The sequence below is a fragment of the Marinobacter sp. es.048 genome, from assembly GCF_900188435.1.
GTDB lineage: Bacteria > Pseudomonadota > Gammaproteobacteria > Pseudomonadales > Oleiphilaceae > Marinobacter.
The window spans coordinates 1,496,014-1,513,810 of sequence record NZ_FYFA01000002.1; the positions used below are offsets into that span (position 1 = coordinate 1,496,014).

General features: G+C 56.9%; 18 protein-coding genes. 9 read left to right on the forward strand and 9 right to left on the reverse strand.

Annotated elements, in window-relative coordinates; genetic code table 11:
- Positions 1–463: 463 nt before the first annotated feature.
- Positions 464–1,666, reverse strand: a complete 1,203-nt coding sequence (tyrS, locus tag CFT65_RS17990) for a tyrosine--tRNA ligase (protein ID WP_088829393.1) — start codon at positions 1,664–1,666, stop codon at positions 464–466.
- Between the two features lie 304 nt (positions 1,667–1,970).
- Between tyrS and CFT65_RS17995 the strand changes: the two genes are divergently transcribed.
- Positions 1,971–3,380 (forward strand): peptidoglycan DD-metalloendopeptidase family protein, encoded by a 1,410-nt coding sequence (locus CFT65_RS17995; protein WP_088829394.1) that lies wholly within the window; start codon positions 1,971–1,973, stop codon positions 3,378–3,380.
- A gap of 7 nt (positions 3,381–3,387) precedes the next feature.
- Positions 3,388–4,485, forward strand: coding sequence for an anhydro-N-acetylmuramic acid kinase (locus tag CFT65_RS18000; protein ID WP_088829395.1), 1,098 nt, complete (start codon positions 3,388–3,390; stop codon positions 4,483–4,485).
- Between the two features lie 11 nt (positions 4,486–4,496).
- On the opposite strand, the gene erpA is transcribed toward CFT65_RS18000, so the two are convergent.
- From erpA to argC, 4 genes are all read right to left on the reverse strand, one after another.
- On the reverse strand, positions 4,497–4,850 hold the full coding sequence (erpA, locus tag CFT65_RS18005) for an iron-sulfur cluster insertion protein ErpA (protein ID WP_008173146.1): 354 nt from the start codon (positions 4,848–4,850) through the stop codon (positions 4,497–4,499).
- A gap of 63 nt (positions 4,851–4,913) precedes the next feature.
- The gene (locus CFT65_RS18010; protein ID WP_088829396.1) at positions 4,914–5,399 is read right to left on the reverse strand and encodes a bactofilin family protein; all 486 of its coding nucleotides are present in this window, start codon (positions 5,397–5,399) and stop codon (positions 4,914–4,916) included.
- Position 5,400: 1 nt separating this feature from the next.
- Entirely contained in the window at positions 5,401–6,141 is a 741-nt protein-coding gene (locus CFT65_RS18015) for a DUF6776 family protein (protein ID WP_088829397.1), read from the reverse strand.
- A gap of 16 nt (positions 6,142–6,157) precedes the next feature.
- On the reverse strand, positions 6,158–7,195 hold the full coding sequence (argC, locus tag CFT65_RS18020; RefSeq protein ID WP_088829615.1) for an N-acetyl-gamma-glutamyl-phosphate reductase: 1,038 nt from the start codon (positions 7,193–7,195) through the stop codon (positions 6,158–6,160).
- A gap of 154 nt (positions 7,196–7,349) precedes the next feature.
- Between argC and CFT65_RS18025 the strand changes: the two genes are divergently transcribed.
- From CFT65_RS18025 to CFT65_RS18050, 6 genes are all read left to right on the forward strand, one after another.
- Positions 7,350–9,125 carry a chloride channel protein gene (locus CFT65_RS18025; RefSeq protein WP_088829398.1) on the forward strand — a complete coding sequence of 592 codons (1,776 nt, stop codon included), beginning with the start codon at positions 7,350–7,352 and terminating at the stop codon, positions 9,123–9,125.
- A 3-nt stretch (positions 9,126–9,128) separates the two neighbouring features.
- Complete coding sequence (hemJ, locus tag CFT65_RS18030) at positions 9,129–9,551, forward strand: protoporphyrinogen oxidase HemJ (RefSeq protein ID WP_008173152.1); 423 nt, start codon at positions 9,129–9,131, stop codon at positions 9,549–9,551.
- 41 nt (positions 9,552–9,592) lie between these two features.
- On the forward strand, positions 9,593–10,351 hold the full coding sequence (thiD, locus tag CFT65_RS18035; protein WP_088829399.1) for a bifunctional hydroxymethylpyrimidine kinase/phosphomethylpyrimidine kinase: 759 nt from the start codon (positions 9,593–9,595) through the stop codon (positions 10,349–10,351).
- A complete protein-coding gene (gene thiE, locus CFT65_RS18040) occupies positions 10,348–11,007 on the forward strand; it encodes a thiamine phosphate synthase (RefSeq protein ID WP_088829400.1) in 660 nt (219 codons plus the stop codon). The genes thiD and thiE overlap by 4 nt, the downstream gene beginning before the upstream one ends.
- A 15-nt stretch (positions 11,008–11,022) precedes the next feature.
- On the forward strand, positions 11,023–12,303 hold the full coding sequence (hemL, locus tag CFT65_RS18045; protein ID WP_088829401.1) for a glutamate-1-semialdehyde 2,1-aminomutase: 1,281 nt from the start codon (positions 11,023–11,025) through the stop codon (positions 12,301–12,303).
- A 329-nt stretch (positions 12,304–12,632) separates the two neighbouring features.
- On the forward strand, positions 12,633–13,553 hold the full coding sequence (locus tag CFT65_RS18050) for a lipase family alpha/beta hydrolase (RefSeq protein ID WP_088829402.1): 921 nt from the start codon (positions 12,633–12,635) through the stop codon (positions 13,551–13,553).
- A 34-nt stretch (positions 13,554–13,587) separates the two neighbouring features.
- Here CFT65_RS18050 and CFT65_RS18055 read toward each other — a convergent pair whose 3' ends face one another.
- Genes CFT65_RS18055 through CFT65_RS18070 form a run of 4 tightly spaced genes read right to left on the reverse strand, consistent with a single transcriptional unit; the run spans position 13,588 to position 16,625 of the window.
- Entirely contained in the window at positions 13,588–14,910 is a 1,323-nt protein-coding gene (locus tag CFT65_RS18055; RefSeq protein ID WP_088829403.1) for a tetratricopeptide repeat protein, read from the reverse strand.
- Positions 14,911–14,963: 53 nt separating this feature from the next.
- Positions 14,964–15,338 (reverse strand): hypothetical protein, encoded by a 375-nt coding sequence (locus CFT65_RS18060; protein WP_088829404.1) that lies wholly within the window; start codon positions 15,336–15,338, stop codon positions 14,964–14,966.
- Positions 15,335–16,027, reverse strand: a complete 693-nt coding sequence (locus tag CFT65_RS18065; RefSeq protein WP_088829405.1) for an anti-sigma factor family protein — start codon at positions 16,025–16,027, stop codon at positions 15,335–15,337. The genes CFT65_RS18060 and CFT65_RS18065 overlap by 4 nt, the downstream gene beginning before the upstream one ends.
- Positions 16,028–16,037: 10 nt before the next feature.
- A complete protein-coding gene (locus CFT65_RS18070) occupies positions 16,038–16,625 on the reverse strand; it encodes an RNA polymerase sigma factor (RefSeq protein ID WP_172408509.1) in 588 nt (195 codons plus the stop codon).
- 223 nt (positions 16,626–16,848) lie between these two features.
- Here CFT65_RS18070 and CFT65_RS18075 point away from each other — a divergent pair, with 223 nt between their 5' ends.
- The gene (locus CFT65_RS18075) at positions 16,849–17,766 is read left to right on the forward strand and encodes a DUF4382 domain-containing protein (protein WP_088829406.1); all 918 of its coding nucleotides are present in this window, start codon (positions 16,849–16,851) and stop codon (positions 17,764–17,766) included.
- Positions 17,767–17,797 lie beyond the last annotated feature (31 nt).

A 17,797-nucleotide genomic window follows, 5' to 3' on the forward strand; every position in this document is an offset into this window, starting at 1 on the left:
AGAATCCGAAGATTCTCTATTCTTGCTCAAGACAAAACTCAATTTCGACGAGTCACTGTCCTGATATTTCGTATCCGAAATACCTCGGCCAGCGCCCACACGAATTACTTGGTCAACTTTTTAAAGAGCGTTTGAGCTGTTGCTCAATCAAGGCCGCGTATTCTACATCGTTCCGCTGCCTTGTCAACCGTTTATTTTTCGATGTTTTCCGTCTCCGGAAAGCGCCGAAAAATGACCCGGCTTACTGCTTGTTTCGAGGCGCGCATTCTACAGTGAATCGCCTGCCTGTCAACTGCTTTCTGAAGAATTTTGAAACTCATTTTCTTCAGCGCTTTCAAACAGTTACCTTTCGATTTTTGAGCCGCCTCAACGGTGCTCCCCTCGAAAGAGATGGGCATTCTACAGACTTGCCGAAGGGTGTCAACGGCGACTCTGAAAAAAACTCAAAATCGCCCAAAATCGATCACGCAGTAATCAGAACACGGGCGATCTTCTTCTTGCCCGCCTGGATCACGCAATCATCACCTTCCACAAACATCCGATCGCCTTCGAATTTCTGACCATTCACAAAGACGGCGCCACGCCCCAGGACGTCCCGAGCTGCCGCACCATTCTTGACCAACCCGGCCAGGCGAAGCACCGCAGCCATCGGAATTTCGGACTGCCCCTCCAAAGGCACCTCAACAGTCGGCACATTGTCCGGGATCTCGCCGAGCGCCACTCGGTTACCGGCTGACTTGTGAGCGGTCCGGGCCGCCTCTTCATCGTGAAAGCGGGTAATGATCTCTTCCGCGAGCAGCTTTTTATAGTCTTGGGGGTTGGCGCCATCAACAACTGCCTTACGGAACTCGTCCACCTCGGCAAGCGGCCGGAAGCTCAGCAGTTCAAAGTAGCGCCACAGGAGATCATCCGGCATGGAGAGCAGCTTGGTGTACATTTCGCCAGGCGAGTCGTTGACGCCCACATAGTTCCCCAAGGACTTGGACATCTTCTGGACACCATCAAGCCCTTCCAGAATTGGCATGGTGAGGATCACCTGGGGCAACTGGCCGTAATGCTTCTGCAGAATACGCCCCATCAGGAGATTGAACTTCTGGTCGGTACCGCCCAGCTCAACATCCGCCTCCATGGCCACAGAGTCATAACCCTGAACCAGAGGATAGAGAAACTCGTGAATCGCAATCGCCTGCTCGGCACGGTAGCGCTTGGTGAAGTCATCCCGCTCCAGCATGCGCGCAACGGTGTATTGCCCCGCCAGCTTGATCATATCGGCGGCGCTCATCTTGCCCATCCAGTCGGAATTGAACATGACGCGCGTTTTTGCGGGATCGAGGATCTTGAACACCTGCTCTTTATAGCTGACCGCGTTCTCGGCGACCTGTTGCTCTGTTAGAGGAGGACGTGTGGCGCTTTTACCGGTGGGATCGCCGATCATTCCGGTGAAATCTCCAATCAGAAACATCACCTCGTGACCAAGATCCTGGAACTGCCGCAGCTTGTTAATAAGAACGGTGTGCCCAAGATGAAGGTCGGGCGCAGTGGGGTCGAAACCCGCCTTAATCCGCAGCGGACGACCTTCCTTCAATTTTTCAATGAGCTCATCTTCCGGAATGAGTTCGTCTACGCCTCGCTTGATTATCGCCAACGCTTCATCAATAGATGCCATGAACAACACGTCCCCGCTTTGATCTTGGAAAGATTCTGTCAGTTACAGAGTTCAACAAAAGAAATCTGTGAGTTACCTGTTCCCCTGCTACAGTATGCTGACCAGAAATTGACCAACACCGAGTTTACAGGGCGGCGTATTATAACAATGCTGTCAAAAGAAATCCGGAGGATGGAACAGCAACCGTAATGTTCCACGCTGTCCCGCATGCATTTTATACGGTAATCTGTTGGACTATACTTGAACCACAGCTTTAATTAGGTAGTACAAGCTGCCGTAATGCCGATTAAAACGGGTGCGATACGTGTTAAAAATGTTTCCCAAAACTCACATTACCATTGCCGCTGCGGCCACCGTTGTTGTTACCGCTGCCATTCTTATGAGCCCCAGCAGCAACGTTGAAGCCAAAAGGATGTCTTACGCCCTGGATCTGGAGCAAGGCACCGTTTCCGAAAACGGCGCAACCCCAGAGCAAGCAACACCGCCGAAGGCTCCCGTTGCAGACACCCAGCCGGAAAAACCTGGACCCGATATCGCGACAGAGACCGCGCAGCAGGCGAGCTTCTCCGCTCCCGAGCAACCTGTGGCTCCGAAGCAGCCGAAACTGGACTGGCAAACCTTCGCTATCAAATCTGGCGACACGCTTTCCTCTCTGTTCAAGAAAGCCGGCTTCAATGACGGCATCATGCTTTCAGTCATTCACGGCGACGGCGAGGCCGAAAAGCTTCAGCGACTCTACGCTGGCGAGACCATCCGATTTGCGACCACGGAAGATGGCTCAATTGCCGCCATTGACCTTCAGAGAAATCGTTTGGAGACCCTCAAGATCACGAAGGACGGCGAGAGCTTTACCGGCGAAACCGAAGTTCGCAAGCCGGAAGCTCGGCCAGCCTTTGCATCGGGCACAATCGATGGCTCTCTTTATCTTGCTGCACGCGAAGCCGGCCTAAATGACCGCCTGACCATGGAGCTTGCCGGCATCTTCGGCTGGGATATCGACTTTGTCTACGATGTCCGGAAGGGCGACCAGTTCGAAGTGGTTTATGAAGAACTCTACCTGGACGGCGAAAAGTTCGACACCGGTCAAATCCTGTCTGCGCGATTTGTTAACCGTGGTGAAGAAAACCTCGCACTGCTTTATACCGACAGCAACGGTGACAGCGATTATTACGCCCCCGATGGCAAAAGCATGCGCAAGGCATTCCTGCGAACTCCCATCAATGCCCGAATTTCTTCTCCCTTCAACCTGCAGCGCCGCCATCCCGTTCTGGACGTTGTCCGCCCGCACGAAGGCACCGATTACGCAGCGCCTCCCGGCACCCCCATCAAGGCGGCAGGGTCAGGTCGGGTGAAATTCGCCGGCTGGAAAGGTGGATACGGACGCACCGTTATCCTGCAGCACGGTGATAACATTACCACGCTGTATGCGCACATGAGCCGGCTCGGTAAAGACATCAAGAACGGCACCCGCGTCAAGCAGGGTCAAACCATCGGACATGTTGGCTCGTCGGGCATGGTTACCGGCCCTCACCTGCATTACGAGTTCAGGCTGAATGGGGCGCCGCGGAACTCCCGCACGGTCAAGCTGCCGGACGCCAAGCCCATTCCGTCTTCCGAGATGGCGCGGTTCAAGCAGTTCACTGAACAACGAATCGCACAGTTTGACGTGTTCCGCGAGAGCTACCAGCAACTCGCACTGGCTTCAGACGACTGAGCGGGGAATGGAAGCCTGGATTGGTTTAATGTCAGGCACCAGCATGGATGGCATTGATGCCGTGCTGGTGTCTTTCAGTCACAGCACCGTGAAGATCCACGCATCACACACGACCCCCTACCCCGATCAGATTCGCCACCGCCTCATCGCAGCTAGCCAGAACCAGGCCGAACCCGACGAGATCGGGGAGCTGGACACTCTGGTCGGCACACTGTTTGCCCAGGCCGCAGACGCAGTCATTCAAAGGTCCGAATTCGCTCAGGCAAAGATTCTCGGCATTGGCAGCCACGGACAAACCATCCGACACCAGCCTTCCGGCACCGCTCCTTTCTCCATGCAGATCGGCAACCCTTCCGTGCTGTCCGAAGCCACCAGCATCACGACAGTTGCGGATTTCCGAAGACGAGACATGGCCGCCGGAGGCCAGGGCGCACCGCTGGTTCCAGCCTTCCACAAGGCCTTTTTCAGCTCAGACACGGAGAACCGCTGCATTCTCAACCTTGGCGGAATCGCCAACATCACCTGGCTTCCGGCCAGTGACGAGATACCGGCAACCGGTTTCGACACAGGCCCGGCCAACGCACTGATGGATGCCTGGTGCCTGGACCAGACCGGGCTTCCTTTTGACAGCGATGGTCATTGGGCCCTTGAGGGGTCGGTCAATCAGGGGCTTCTTGAGGACATGCTTTCCGACGCCTACTTTTCGAAAGCACCCCCAAAAAGCACTGGGAAAGAGAGGTTCAATCTTGATTGGGTCAGAACACTGGTAAGTCGCCACCCGGACATTCCGGCCGAAGATATTCAGAGGACCTTGCTGGAACTGACCGTGACAAGCGTCGTGCAACAACTGCCTGAGACCTCGGATCTCAGGATTTACGTGTGTGGCGGCGGAGCGCGAAATCCGCTTTTGATGGATTCGTTCGCCAAAGCGCTTCCCGAAGTCCCTTTCTCACTGACCTCGGAACTGGGAGTAGACCCTCAAATGGTGGAACCTGTGGCGTTTGCCTGGCTGGCAAAACAGGCACTGGAGGGCAAGCCAGGGAACTTGCCGGAGGTGACCGGAGCAGCTGGCCCTCGCATTCTGGGCGCCATCTACCCGGCCTGACGTTTTTCCAATCAGATAGAGAAGGAACTACCACACCCGCAGGTGGAGCTGGCGTTGGGATTCTGGACCACAAACTGCGAGCCCTGCAGCCCTTCCTGATAATCAATAGTGGCACCCACGAGATACTGGTAACTCATCGGATCCACCAGAAGAGAAACGCCGTCACGCTCGATCACAGTGTCCTCCTCGTCCTGACTTTCATCAAACGAGAAGCCGTACTGAAATCCGGAGCAGCCCCCGCCCGTCACAAAGACACGAAGTTTGAGTTCGGGGTTCTCTTCTTCCTCGATCAACTCACGTACTTTGGCAACGGCACTGTCACTGAAGAACAGCGGCGTGGCTATTTGTTGCTGAACTGCGCTCAAGTTCGCCTCCGGATTATCATGAACAACTCAGGCGATTATGGTATTCCTGACTAAAACAATCAACTATTCGGACTTTCCACCATCGTCCGAGACATCGGGCTGCGGTGCTGAATCGCCAGCAGAAGCCTGCTTTTGGCCGGATCCTGCAGATTTGGAATCCTGAGAGAGCAACCCGACCGGCTCTCGCTGATGCACCAGATTTCCGTTTACAGACGCACCCATCGCCATTTCAATAAGATTGTAGTAAACGCTGCCATTGATAGAGGCTTTTTCCGCCAGTTCAAGATGTGCCGATGCGTAGACATCACCATTCACAGTGCCGTTAATGATGACATGAGGCGCATTGATATCACCTGTCACTTCGCCAACTTCCGACACCCTAAGTATCGCGTCGGTGCCCTCGTCAGCAACCACCTTGCCGCGAATACGGCCATCCACGTGAAGCCCACCACTGAAATGCACATCGCCTTCGACCGTCGTACGGGAAGATATCAAAGTATCAAAATGGCCCGTAGGCCGGCGCGGTTTCTGCTTTTTCTTGCCAAGCATGTCAGTTCTCCGTTAAATCGTCCCAGTTGAAGGTGCGCTCGGCTTGCGAGGATTTTTTGCCCTCTGCCTGGGCAACAACCTGGATCTCAAGTGGCTCAAATTCTTCCGGCAGTTTCAGGGAGCCTTCAACATCCTGAAAGTACCGAAAACGGAATTTCACACCGAGATCGGCTATGTCCTCAGAGAGATCACGCAAGGCGATGACCTCTTTTTCCTCATCACGCAAACCAATGACATTGACTGCCACCACACCGGAAATGTAGCTCTTGTTGTTGCCAACCTGGGTCAGCACCAGCTTGAAGTCATAATTGTCCTGATTGCGGGCCCGAACCAGCGTAAAGCTGTCTACCTGAAGCCCCTTGCTGGTTTCCGACGGAGCCATGATGTTTTTATAGAAAGTCAGGTCCGATTGCAGTGACACAATGCGGGTTTCCAGATCCACGATGGTTTTTCGCGCCTGGTTCAGGGCCTGCTCGTCAATCGCCTGCCCACGATCCAGGTTGATCAGCTGTTGCCGGGCCTTGCGATAATCATCCCGAAGCTTCTCGACCTCGTTTTCCAGCACCTGGTTTGACTCCTCTGCGCTGGAGAAACGGAAACCACTCTGAGCCAGCCCTGTGGCATACCCGGCAACCGCTGCCACAATGGTAAACATCAGGAGGATGGCGGTTCTTCGAAAGCGGTAACCCGGACGATGCCGGATGACCACATACTCTTCAGCCGGCTTTCGCTGTTCGCTCACAATCTTTCCTTGTGCATCAAGGCAGCAGCGCCGGGGCCTCAAGCCCCATTGTTTCTTTCAGACCGAACATGATGTTCATATTCTGAACCGCCTGTCCCGCCGCACCTTTCACAAGGTTATCGATGACGGACGAGACAATGACGATGTTGCTCTTCTCCTGTCTGTGCAGCGCCATACGACACTGATTCGCGCCGCGCACACTTCGGGTTTCCGGATGGCTGCCAAAAGGCATCACATCGACAAAGGGCTCATCGGCAAAACGCTCTTCAAACAACGCCTGCAACCGATCAAAATCCGCTGGATTTTTCAACTCAGCATAAAGCGTGGCCTCGATGCCGCGAATCATCGGAATCAGGTGGGGAACGAAGGTCACACCCACATCCCCGCCAGCAGCGCCGCACAGTCCCTGACGGATCTCCGGCAGATGGCGATGGCCAGAGGCGCCGTAAGCCTTGAAGCTTTCACCAATCTCACCATGCAGCATACCAATTTTGCCCTGCCGGCCCGCACCGCTGGCCCCGGACTTGGCGTCCGCGATCAGGCGTGCAGGGTCTACCAAACCATGCTCCAGCAAGGGCAGGAAGCCCAGCTGAACCGCAGTCGGGTAGCAACCCGGGTTGGCAACCAGCTGAGCGGTACGAATTTCATCGCGCACCACTTCCGGCAGCCCATAAACGGCCTTTTCAGCCCATTCCGGGCTCTCATGACCCATCCCGTACCAGTTGGCCCAGACATCCAGATCCTTCAGACGGAAATCGGCAGACAGATCCACTACACGCACGCCGGCCGACATAAGTTCCGGAACCATTCTCATGGCGACGCCGTGGGGCGTGGCGAAGAAAACCAGGTCGCAGGCTCCAAGCACGGCTACATCGGGCTCCGAAAACGCCAGGTCATAGTGGCCGCGCAAATTCGGGTACATATCCGCTACCGGCATGCCCGCCTCAGATCGGGAAGTAATGCAACTGACCGAAACTTCAGGGTGAACCGCGAGGATTCTCAGCAGTTCCACACCGGTGTATCCGGTGCCACCAACGATGCCTACTTTAATCACCATTTTCTCCAGCGACGTCGTATCAGAATTAAGAGCTTTAACGTTGTAGTCTACCATGATAAACCAATGACTTATTGCAGCACTCAGGGCGACCGTTACAATGTTGTCAGAATCGCTCTGGCAGTCCATTCAAATCCACCGGAACTCTGGCCTCATGCAGAAAATCTGGCACCAGATTACCGAGCATCTGATTCCTGTTTTCCGGCGCCGACTATCCGGTGTTGATGCGTTGCCGCAACTGGCCGTGCTCGGCCTGCTGTCCGGGTTGATAACCGGCGGCGTTATCCTGGTCTTCCGCCTGGCTATCGAATGGCCGCTGGAGCATTTCCTCCCCGGGGATGGCTCCGAATCCTTCGAACAATTGGACCTGCTGACCCGTGGGCTCCTGCCCCTGGCTGGCGCAATCGGCCTGGGACTATTGATGCATCGTCTGGCCACCCACGACCGCAAGGTCGGGATTGTTCATGTGATGGAGCGCCTGAACTACCATCAGGGCTACATTTCCATGCGCAGCGCAATCGTGCAATTTATCTCGGGGGTTGCCACGGTGGTCAGTGGTCAGTCGGCGGGTCGTGAGGGGCCAGCAGTTCACCTGGGGGCGGCTTTTTCCAGCCTGATGGGGCAATGGATGCGGCTGCCAAACAACAGCATCCGGACACTGGTGGCCTGCGGTTGCGCGGCGGCCATTTCAGCCTCTTTCAACACGCCGATCTCCGGTGTCATTTTCGCCATGGAAGTGGTGATGATGGAATACACCATTGCCGGTTTTACACCGATCATTCTTGCCGCCGTCAGCGCCGCCATTGTTACCCAGGCGGTCTATGGCACGGAACCGGCCTTCAGCGTGCCTGCACTGACCATGAACTCGTTAACGGAGATCCCCTGGATACTCGCCATTGCCGTGATTATCGGCATAGCGGCCGCGCTGTTTATCCAGCTGGTCGACACCGTGGGCAAGCACCAACACCGTCCAGTCCTGTTGCGCATTACCATTGCGGGCCTTCTGATGGTGCCATTCGCCATTTTCATTCCGGAAACCATGGGTATCGGTTACGACACCGTCAACGAAACCATTAACGGCGAACTGGGGTTCTGGCTATTGCTCGGCGCTGGCGTCGCCAAGCTCGTGATTACCTCTCTTTCCATCGGCCTGGGCATGCCCAGTGGTGTGATTGGCCCCACTCTGTTCATGGGAGCAACCCTTGGTGGCGCCATGGGATTGATTGGCGCCCAGATCATGCCCGAGCAAGCCTCATTTGTTGGCTTCTACGCCATGCTCGGCATGGGAGCCATGATGGGTGCCGTTCTGCAGGCGCCACTCGCTGCTCTGATGGCCTTGATGGAGCTCACGCGAAACCCCAATATCATTCTGCCGGGCATGCTGATTATTACCACCTCGAGCCTGGTCACCAGCGAGGCCTTCGGCAAGAAATCACTGTTCCTCACCATTCTCAAGAACCAGGGACTTAGCTACCAGAACTCCCCGGTGATTCAGGCCCTGCGACGTGTATCGGTTGGCGCCATCATGGACCGCAGCATACTGAGAACTGAACGCCACCTGACGATGGAAGAGGCCCGCAAGGTTCTGAAATCCGAGCCAAAGTGGCTGGTGGTTGAGGGCAGCAGCGGGCCGACCGCTCTGTTACCGGCTGTGGATCTGGCCAGATACCTGGAAGACACAGAAAAGCTGGTGGCCGAGGAAGAGATCGAACCGCCGGAGTCCATTGACCTGATGGACATCCCCGCCAACCGCCGTGACGTTGCCCCGGTGCAGTATCAGGCCACCCTGGAGGAGGCATTAAACGAGTTCGATGCAACCAATGCCGAGGCCCTCTACGTACAACGTCACGTCGCGCCAATGATCCAGCGGGTTTACGGAGTGGTGCTGAAAGCCGATATCGAGAGTTACTACCAATACCGACGGAGCTGACGAATGCTGTGGGTGAAAGCCTTCCATATTATCTCACTGGTGTGCTGGTTCGCCGGCATTTTCTATCTGCCCAGACTGTTCGTCTACCACGCGGCCTGCGAGGACGAGCCCGGTCGTGAGCGCTTCAAGATCATGGAACGCAAGCTTTACCGGGGCATTACCACCCCTTCAATGGTCGCCACCGTCGTCTTCGGTGTCTGGCTGATCAGTTACAATGCCTCCGGCTATTTCAGCCAGGGCTGGATGCATGCCAAGCTGTTTCTGGTGGCCATTCTGATCGTTTACCATTTCTACTGCGGGCACCTTGTAAAGGTCTTCCGGGACGACCGGAACACCAGAAGTCACGTGTTTTACCGGTGGTTCAATGAACTGCCGGTGCTGATTCTTCTGGCCGTTGTTATCCTGGCTGTTGTCAAACCGTTTTGAGGAGCTGAGTCATTAAACGCTATACCCGACCCCAGGTTCTGATTCTTTCCGGCCTTGATCCGTCCGGCGGCGCCGGCATTCAGGCCGACATCCAGGCTGTCACCTCGCTCGGCTGTCACCCCTTGCCGGTTCTTACCTGCCTCACCGTGCAGGATACCCGTAACGTGTATGGCGCCGAGCCCGTATCGGCTGACCTGATCCGAAAGCAACTCCAGTGTCTCGCCGATGATTCCCCGATTCACGCGATCAAAACCGGCGCCCTGGGCAATGCTGCGGCGGTGGATGTGCTCGTGGATTTCATCCGTGAACACCCCGGCATTCCCGTGATTACCGACCCCGTAATCAAGGCCGCGGGTGGCGGTGATCTGGCCGACGACGAACTGGTTAGCGCCATGAAGGAGAAGCTCTTTCCCCTCGCCGAAATGATCACACCCAACGGTGTCGAACTGGCAATGCTTGGGGACAGTGAAAACGCCGATCAGGCGGCCGATAATCTTCTGGAGGGCGGCTGCGAATCCGTACTCGCCACCGGCGGTCATGGTACCGGCATTCATATTACCAACACGCTCTATAACCACGCCCCTGAGCCCATGCGCTGGGAGATTGAACGCATTGGCGGCGAGTACCACGGCACTGGCTGCACTCTGGCAGCGGCCATTGCTGCCGGCAGGGCTTCCGGCCTGTCGCCCCGCGCAGCCATTTCTCAGGCCCAGAACTACGTTCATCGCGCTATCCTGCACGCCCTGGAAGTCGGCAAAGGCCAGCCGGTTCCAGATCGAGGCATTCAGTGGGAGCGATGAGTAAAGGGCTGCACCCGGGTCTCTACGCCATCACCGACAGCGTACTGACACCGCCCGAAACCCTGATTTCATCTGTTGAGGCCGCGCTTCGGGGAGGCGCGGTCATGGTACAATACCGCGAAAAGAACGCGCCGATGGCCGAACGGTTTTCCCAGGCGGCCAGTTTGCAGGCTGTATGCCGAAATGCGGGCGTTCCATTGCTGATCAATGACGACCCGGATCTGGCGAAACGGGTCGGTGCTGCCGGAGTCCACATGGGGCAGACGGACGGCTCATTGGCAGCGGCCCGCCGGCTTCTCGGTGATGAGGCCATTATCGGTATAACCTGCCACGCCGATCTTGCACTGGCGCAGGCCGGACTGGAAGCGGGCGCGGATTATCTGGCGTTCGGGCGGTTCTATACATCGTCGACCAAACCGGGCGCCCCGGCGGCGCCTCCCGGCGTACTGACCGAAGCCAAGCATCTCGGCCTTCCAATCACCGCCATTGGCGGTGTAACCGCAAACAACGGCGAACCTCTTGTTCTTGCCGGCGCCGACATGCTTGCCGTGGTAGGCGGCCTGTTTGGCGGCACCACTGACGACATTGAGCTGCGAGCCAAAGCTTTTGAACGCCTGTTCGCAAGCCACCACCCACTTTTTTCAATTCCGGAATAACAGGAGCCCAGATCCATGACGCACTCCGAAACCCTGTTCGAGCAGGCCCAGAAATACATCCCCGGTGGCGTGAATTCTCCGGTCCGGGCCTTTCGAGGCGTCGGCGGCACGCCGATCTTCTTCAAACATGCCCAGGGCGCCTATCTGTACGACGAAGACGACCAGCGCTACATCGATTATATCGGTTCCTGGGGGCCCATGATTCTTGGCCACGGTGACCAGCGCATCAAGGACGCCCTGCACGCGCAGGTTGATCTAGGCATTGGCTACGGTGCCCCGACGGCTCTCGAAACCGAGATGGCCAAGAAAGTCTGCGAGCTGGTGCCTTCCATTGAACTGGTCCGCATGGTGAACTCGGGTACCGAGGCCACCATGAGCACTGTCCGTTTGGCGAGGGGCTACACCGGTCGCGACAAGATCGTGAAATTTGAGGGCTGCTACCACGGCCACGTCGATTCACTGCTGGTAAAAGCCGGCTCCGGCGCCCTCACCCTGGGCGTGCCGAACTCCCCGGGCATCCCCGCCAGCCTGGCCGAGCACACCATCACGCTGACCTACAACGACATGGACAGCGTTCGCGAATGCTTCCGGGAGATGGGCGACCAGATCGCCGCGATTATCGTAGAGCCGGTCGCTGGCAATATGAACTGCATTCCACCGGTCCCCGGCTTCCTCGAGGGGTTGCGGGAAGTGTGTGACGAGCACGGCACCGTTCTGATCTTCGACGAGGTGATGACCGGGTTCCGGGTTTCCCTGGGCGGCGCACAGGGGCTGTATGGCGTAACCCCGGACCTTACCGCACTGGGCAAAGTGATTGGTGGCGGGCTTCCAGTGGGCGCGTTTGGCGGCAAACGGGAAATCATGGAACACATCTCACCGCTGGGACCGGTTTACCAGGCGGGCACTCTGAGCGGTAACCCCCTGGCCATGTGCGCCGGCCTGACGACCCTGAATGCGATTTCCGAACCCGGTTTCCACGACCGGCTGACCGAGAAAACCAATGCCGTTCGCGATGGCCTGAAAGAAGCCGCTGATGCCACGGGCATCCCGTTGACCGTGCAGAGTGCCGGCGCCATGTTCGGGTTCTTCTTCACCGAGGAAAGCTCTGTTACCCGCTTTGACCAGGTGATGGGCTGCGATATCGAGCGCTTCAAGAAGTTCTTCCAGGGCATGTTGAAGGAAGGCGTATATCTGGCACCATCGGCCTTTGAGGCAGGCTTTACGACAGCGGCTCTCTCCGGACAGGACATAGCCGACACCATAGCCGCGGCCAAAAAGGTCATGGCCACGCTCTGATCTTTCTGCTGCTCCCCATCGATGGCCCCGCAGGTCGCAACATGTCCTGCGGGGCCATCCATGTGACTGGCGTCACACTTCCACATCGAACAAACCCACCTGACCTCTTGCGCCGTTGACTTACCACCACGACTGGTCAAATGTTGACCTGATCTCTACCGAGATGCTCTGACGGCAGCAATCTAACAAACACAAGAATCAAGTCAGCGCACGGAAGCACTCGATCTGCCACGAGGCAGATGCAGTACGAGTAGGAAGTCTCTGGAGCAACCCGTTAGGTTGAGCCGCAGTTTGAATAACAAACACAACATCAAACTGTAGGAACGACAATGAAACATTGGATCCAAGCAATGGCCCTGGCCCTGACTGTGGCCTGGTCTGCCCCTTCTGCCGCCTGGTGGTGGGACTCTACTCCATCAAACTACACGGATACCCGTTACCCGGTAGTGCTGGTGCATGGCATGTTCGGCTTTGATTCCATTGCCGGCGTGGATTACTGGTACGGGGTCGCAGAGGATCTCCGCAAATACGGCGCCGATGTCTACACCACTCAGGTGCCCGCCCTGGACAGCACCATTGCTCGCGGTGAAGCTCTGCTGCCGCAGGTACAGGCCATCGCCGCGGTGCATGGCAAGGTCAATCTGATTGGCCACAGCCACGGGGGTCCCACGGCCCGTTACATTGCCAGGGTGCGGCCGGATCTGGTCGCCTCGGTGACGTCCGTTGGCTCGCCCCATAAAGGTTCGCCGGTTGCAGACCTTATCTACGGTTCTCCCGCGGAAAGCCTTGCCGCCAACCTCGGCAATGCGCTGGGTGGTCTGATCGATTTGCTCTCCGGCGGCGGCTACAATCAGGACCTGCGCTCCAGCCTGGAATCCCTCACCACCGAGGGCAGCGCCGAATTCAACAACTTTGCCCCTGCCGGCATTCCAACCACCGCTTGCGGTCAAGGCGCCTACTCGGCAAACGGTGTGCGCTTCTACTCCTGGGGTGGCACCGGTGTGCTGACCAACGTGCTGGATCCGTCCGACGCGTTGTTGGGCACCACCAGCCTCGCCTTCGGCTTCAGCCAGAACGACGGCCTGGTAGGCCGCTGCAGCAGTCGGTTTGGCAAGGTTATCCGGGATAATTACTTCATGAACCATCTGGATGAAGTGAATCAGGCGTTGGGCCTGCATAGCCTCTTCGAAACTGACCCGAAAGCGGTTTTCAAGCAACACGCCAACCGCCTGAGAAACGCCGGACTGTAAAGGGTTGCCGGCCTTCTGGCTTTGCCTTGCAGATCTAGAAGGCCCCTTCCAGGGTGAGCATCAGCGTCTGGCGCTGATAATGATACTGCGACAGACTGCTTCTGTTGTCCCGAACCAGCCACTCCCCCCGGACCAGCCAAAGGCTGTCCAGGGACTTCTCCGCCAGCAATCCAATCTCCAGACGGTTATCTTTTCTACGACCGCTCTCGCCGTCCCCAACCACCAACTGATGGGCGTCCCGGTATCGACTGTGGCGAACAGAGCCCGTTGTTCCGAATACGATATCTGGCCGCCAGCGGTAGCGACCGGCAAACTCCAGTGTGTGGTGGGTGGGTGAGACACTGATAAATTCATCGGCTGCTCGCAAATCCCGCCGGTCATTGATTTCCAGTGAGTATTCGCCGTCCAATCGCCAGGGTCCCAGGTACTTCCTCGCATGAAAGCGTGCCCGGTACCACTGTCCGTCATAGGCCTCGAAGCCTGAACCACCATTCACGATAGCCGCCGCCAGGGCTATTCCGCACTGATCCGGGGCTACGGGTAGCGAACACTCACGCCAACGATAAAACCCCTCGATGCCGTATCGGGTTTCAAGGGATTGACTGTCAAACCAGGACTTCACCAACGAAACCAGAGCGCCGCGCTCACCTGCAGCCAAGGTCTCAGACCAGCCTAGTCGTCCCTGTAACAACTGAGTGTCGTATTCATCATCGGACGGATGTTCCCGGGAATAGGCGGCAGCATCGAGGGAAAGCCGTGAGCGGGTGCCGACTGGCCGTTCGTAGGTTCCCGCAGCCAGAGCTTCGAGGAAGCCCCCACCCTCACTGGACGCCGCATCCTCGGGCAGGCCGGCAATATTGGAATCATAACCGCCTGAGATACCCAGATAGCCGCGAATGGAGGGCTGGCTGGCCGACCGCGGCGCTCCACCGGCCAGTTTATTCAGTTGCGCCAGGGCCAGTGTCCGGATTTTTTCCGGAGCGCTCTCGGCCGAGGCCTGCTCGAACCAGTGACGGGCTTCGGCAGACTCCTCCCTGGCAAGCGCGACCAGACCGAGGTTATAACGCGCCAGGGCACCATTGGAGCCGTCCAGCAATGAACGGAAGGCAGATTCAGCGGCGACATAATCGCCCAGCTGGTAGCAGACAACACCGAGGTTATAGAAAAGCGAGGGAGATCTCAGGCCAGCATCAACGGCCCTCTGGAAGTGCTGTTTCGCGGCGCTCAGGTCTTCTGCTTCAAAGGCTTCAACGCCGGCACGGAAATCCTCCATGCCGGCTTCCGTTTCAGCCGCCTGAAGAATCACCGCGGGCATTAACAACAAGATCAGGGACAGGGCGCGCCAAAATACCAGCAAACAGGTTTCTCCGGATTAATCCACGCGGGGCAGGACCGGTTATATATCCGGCTTCAGCGATCCAGCCCTGGTGCATCCGGCAGCTCTGGGCGCTCCGGCCGCTCCGGTAACTCAGGCTTATCCTTGATCAGTTCCCGGGATTGCCTGGCTTTTTCGGACATGGACTCACCAAACTCGCGCCCCCTTTCTCGGGCTTCACTCGCCGCATCCAGCCCGCGAGAGCCGGACTCACCCGGATTTTCGGGTCTTCCGATAGCGCGGGGCAACTCGATTTCCCGCACGACTGAATCGGTGAGTTCTGCATCGTCAATCACCATACGCATGGTAACATCCAGATCATCATTAGCCAGTGTTGTCGCCGGGACCCAAAACCCGAACATCAGCAATCCGACCAGCTTGGCGCTCAATGCGAACCTGCAACCTGTCATGATTCGGGATCCTCGACCGGGCGTTGTGGGTATTCGGGAATCAGGGCCCGAAAGGTTTTCTGGCGATCTCCGGTGTCCAGTCGGGCCACCAACTCACCGGCACCGGGAAAGAGGAGCTTCAGGGGCAGCGACAGGACGTTCTCCCCGGCATTCAGGCTCACCTGCCAGCTAAGCTCCCGATGCCCTGGCCAGGAAGCCAGTTCCACATTGGGTGGCAACTCCAGGGTAAGCGTAACGTTTTCCAGAGCCTCGCCCGAACGGAAGGCAAGGCGCACGGTTTTCTCAACGGGCTCTGTAATCCCGGATGCAGAGTTTTCAGCGGCACTTTCCGAGGACGCGACAACAGGCTGGGCGCTGTCAGTCACACCATTGGGCTGGAACAGAAAACCCAGGCCGATACCCAGGGCAAGAGCCGCCGCAATGGCGCCACCCAGTGCCCCGTGACTCCATCCAGACTTCGGATTGGCTTCGCCTCGGGCAGAGGACAAAACACGGCTGTGAAAATCAGAGGAAGGCGCAGGGACGCTGAATTGCTCCTGCAACGCCCGGTTCAAAGCCCGCTCCGAGGCAAACCACTCACCGCACGCCGGGCAGGCAGCAACGTGCACCTTCACCCGGTCACGGGCGGGGGCGGAAAGCTCATTATTGATGTAGGCGGGCAGATCCACCCGGATTTCGTTGCAGGACATTGTCTTCACCTCACTCCCCCACACGTCCAGCCGGCTCGGTTGGTTCCAGCTCCCGCTGCAATTTCTTTCGCAGGGCGGCCCGACACCTGTGTAATCGCGATTTCACGGTTCCCAACGGGATGTCCAGCACCTCCGCGATGTCTTCCTGGCGCCAGCCGTCTACATCATGAAGCAACAAAAGAGCTCGCTGATCGGGCGTCAGAGTCATCATTACCCGATCCAACGCCGGCCCAAGGCGCGACTGCTCCAGTTGCAGATCCGGGCCAACGCTGTCGGATTCGAGGCTGTCCAGCCAATCGGCCTGGCTTTCAGTACCGACCAGCTCCGTCAACGGGCGGTCACTCTGTCGGTTCTTACGCCGAACCTGATCAATAAACTGCCTGTACAGCACCCGATTCAGCCAGGGCCGTAGCTGGTCGACGCTTTCCAGCTCATCAAGCTTTGGGAATAGCTTGACTACGACATCCTGAACCAGATCCTCGGCATCCTGTTGCTGACCCGCCAGACGGTAAGCAAACCGGTACATCGCATCCAGATGGGGCCGCACCAGAGCGTCAAAACGTCGGGACTTCGAGGGCTTGAAAGGAAAAATTGCCAAAGCCGTTGTTTACCTGCGTGGGTTCATGCCAGCGGCGCAGTCTATATCAAATGGCCGGGCCGATGCATTTGCCAAGTTCCCGATCTGACAATTCAATGATTGCCCGGATATTAGGGAACGTTAACAAAAATCCCGGAACTCTGTCCCCTACCCTTGCGTGATAAGGGAGTCAGGTAGCGATGTTGCTTCGCTATGATTCCAGCAAATAAACCTGGGGGTTTATATGAAACGTTCGATCCGCATTTTCACCATTTCGGCTCTGGCTGCAGGTATTGCCGCATGCGGTGGCAGCGGCGACGGGAGCAGCACTGCCTCTACCGGCACGGTTAACGTCGGATTAACCGACGCGCCTGTAGATAATGCCCAAGAGGTCAACATAGAAGTCGAGGCATTGGTACTGCAACATTCCAATGGTGACCGGGAACGTTTTAATTTCGACATGGCAGAACCAGTAAACCTACTGACATTGACGGGTGGAACCGTGATGTCCCTGTTGGTAGATGAAGAGGTTACTGCCGGCGATTATTCCTGGATGCGCTTGGAACTCGGCGATGGCAATACGATTGTTATTGATGGCGGCGTATTCGATCTGACCACTCCTTCAGCCCGTGGCGTTCAAACAAGCGGGTTCATTGTGCCTGCAGGCGGCGAAATTAATCTGACCATCGACTTTGATGTCAGAAAATCGATCGTAAATCCTCAGAACGATCCTGACGTTTACCGATTGAAACCGGTTATTCGGCTGGTCGACAACTCTGAAGTAGGCACCATTGCAGCCACAGTCGGTGGAGAAGTTATCGCCAATCAATGCAGTGAAGAAAACACGGGCTCAACCGACACTTTCAATGGCAGCGTATACATCCATGAGGGCTTCGATGTTATACCTGATGACATCGGCAGCGACCAGGGGCCGCTGGTTGCCGTACCGGTGAACTACGAGAACGACCAGTATGTTTACACCGCCGCATTTATACCCGAAGGGGAATACACTGTCTCATATACTTGTGACAATGATGAGATCGAAACTGCAGAAGGTGAACCTTCCGATGAAGAGCTTACCTTCATCACTGGCGACAGTCAGGTTGAAGTAGTTAGCGGCAAGACCTCTACAGTCGATTTCGAAGCCACAACTCCGGAATGACCACAAAGAAGAGGGGCGCCAGCCCCTCTTC

Excerpts from the sequence above, each read along its gene's own strand:
- tyrS (WP_088829393.1), bottom strand. The coding sequence starts at position 1,666 with ATGGCATCTATTGATGAAGCGTTGGCGATAATCAAGCGAGGCGTAGAC.
- CFT65_RS18000 (WP_088829395.1), top strand. The coding sequence starts at position 3,388 with ATGGAAGCCTGGATTGGTTTAATGTCAGGCACCAGCATGGATGGCATT.
- CFT65_RS18010 (WP_088829396.1), bottom strand. The coding sequence starts at position 5,399 with ATGCTTGGCAAGAAAAAGCAGAAACCGCGCCGGCCTACGGGCCATTTT.
- CFT65_RS18025 (WP_088829398.1), top strand. The coding sequence starts at position 7,350 with ATGCAGAAAATCTGGCACCAGATTACCGAGCATCTGATTCCTGTTTTC.
- hemJ (WP_008173152.1), top strand. The coding sequence starts at position 9,129 with ATGCTGTGGGTGAAAGCCTTCCATATTATCTCACTGGTGTGCTGGTTC.
- thiE (WP_088829400.1), top strand. The coding sequence starts at position 10,348 with ATGAGTAAAGGGCTGCACCCGGGTCTCTACGCCATCACCGACAGCGTA.
- hemL (WP_088829401.1), top strand. The coding sequence starts at position 11,023 with ATGACGCACTCCGAAACCCTGTTCGAGCAGGCCCAGAAATACATCCCC.
- CFT65_RS18050 (WP_088829402.1), top strand. The coding sequence starts at position 12,633 with ATGAAACATTGGATCCAAGCAATGGCCCTGGCCCTGACTGTGGCCTGG.
- CFT65_RS18060 (WP_088829404.1), bottom strand. The coding sequence starts at position 15,338 with ATGACAGGTTGCAGGTTCGCATTGAGCGCCAAGCTGGTCGGATTGCTG.
- CFT65_RS18065 (WP_088829405.1), bottom strand. The coding sequence starts at position 16,027 with ATGTCCTGCAACGAAATCCGGGTGGATCTGCCCGCCTACATCAATAAT.
- CFT65_RS18075 (WP_088829406.1), top strand. The coding sequence starts at position 16,849 with ATGAAACGTTCGATCCGCATTTTCACCATTTCGGCTCTGGCTGCAGGT.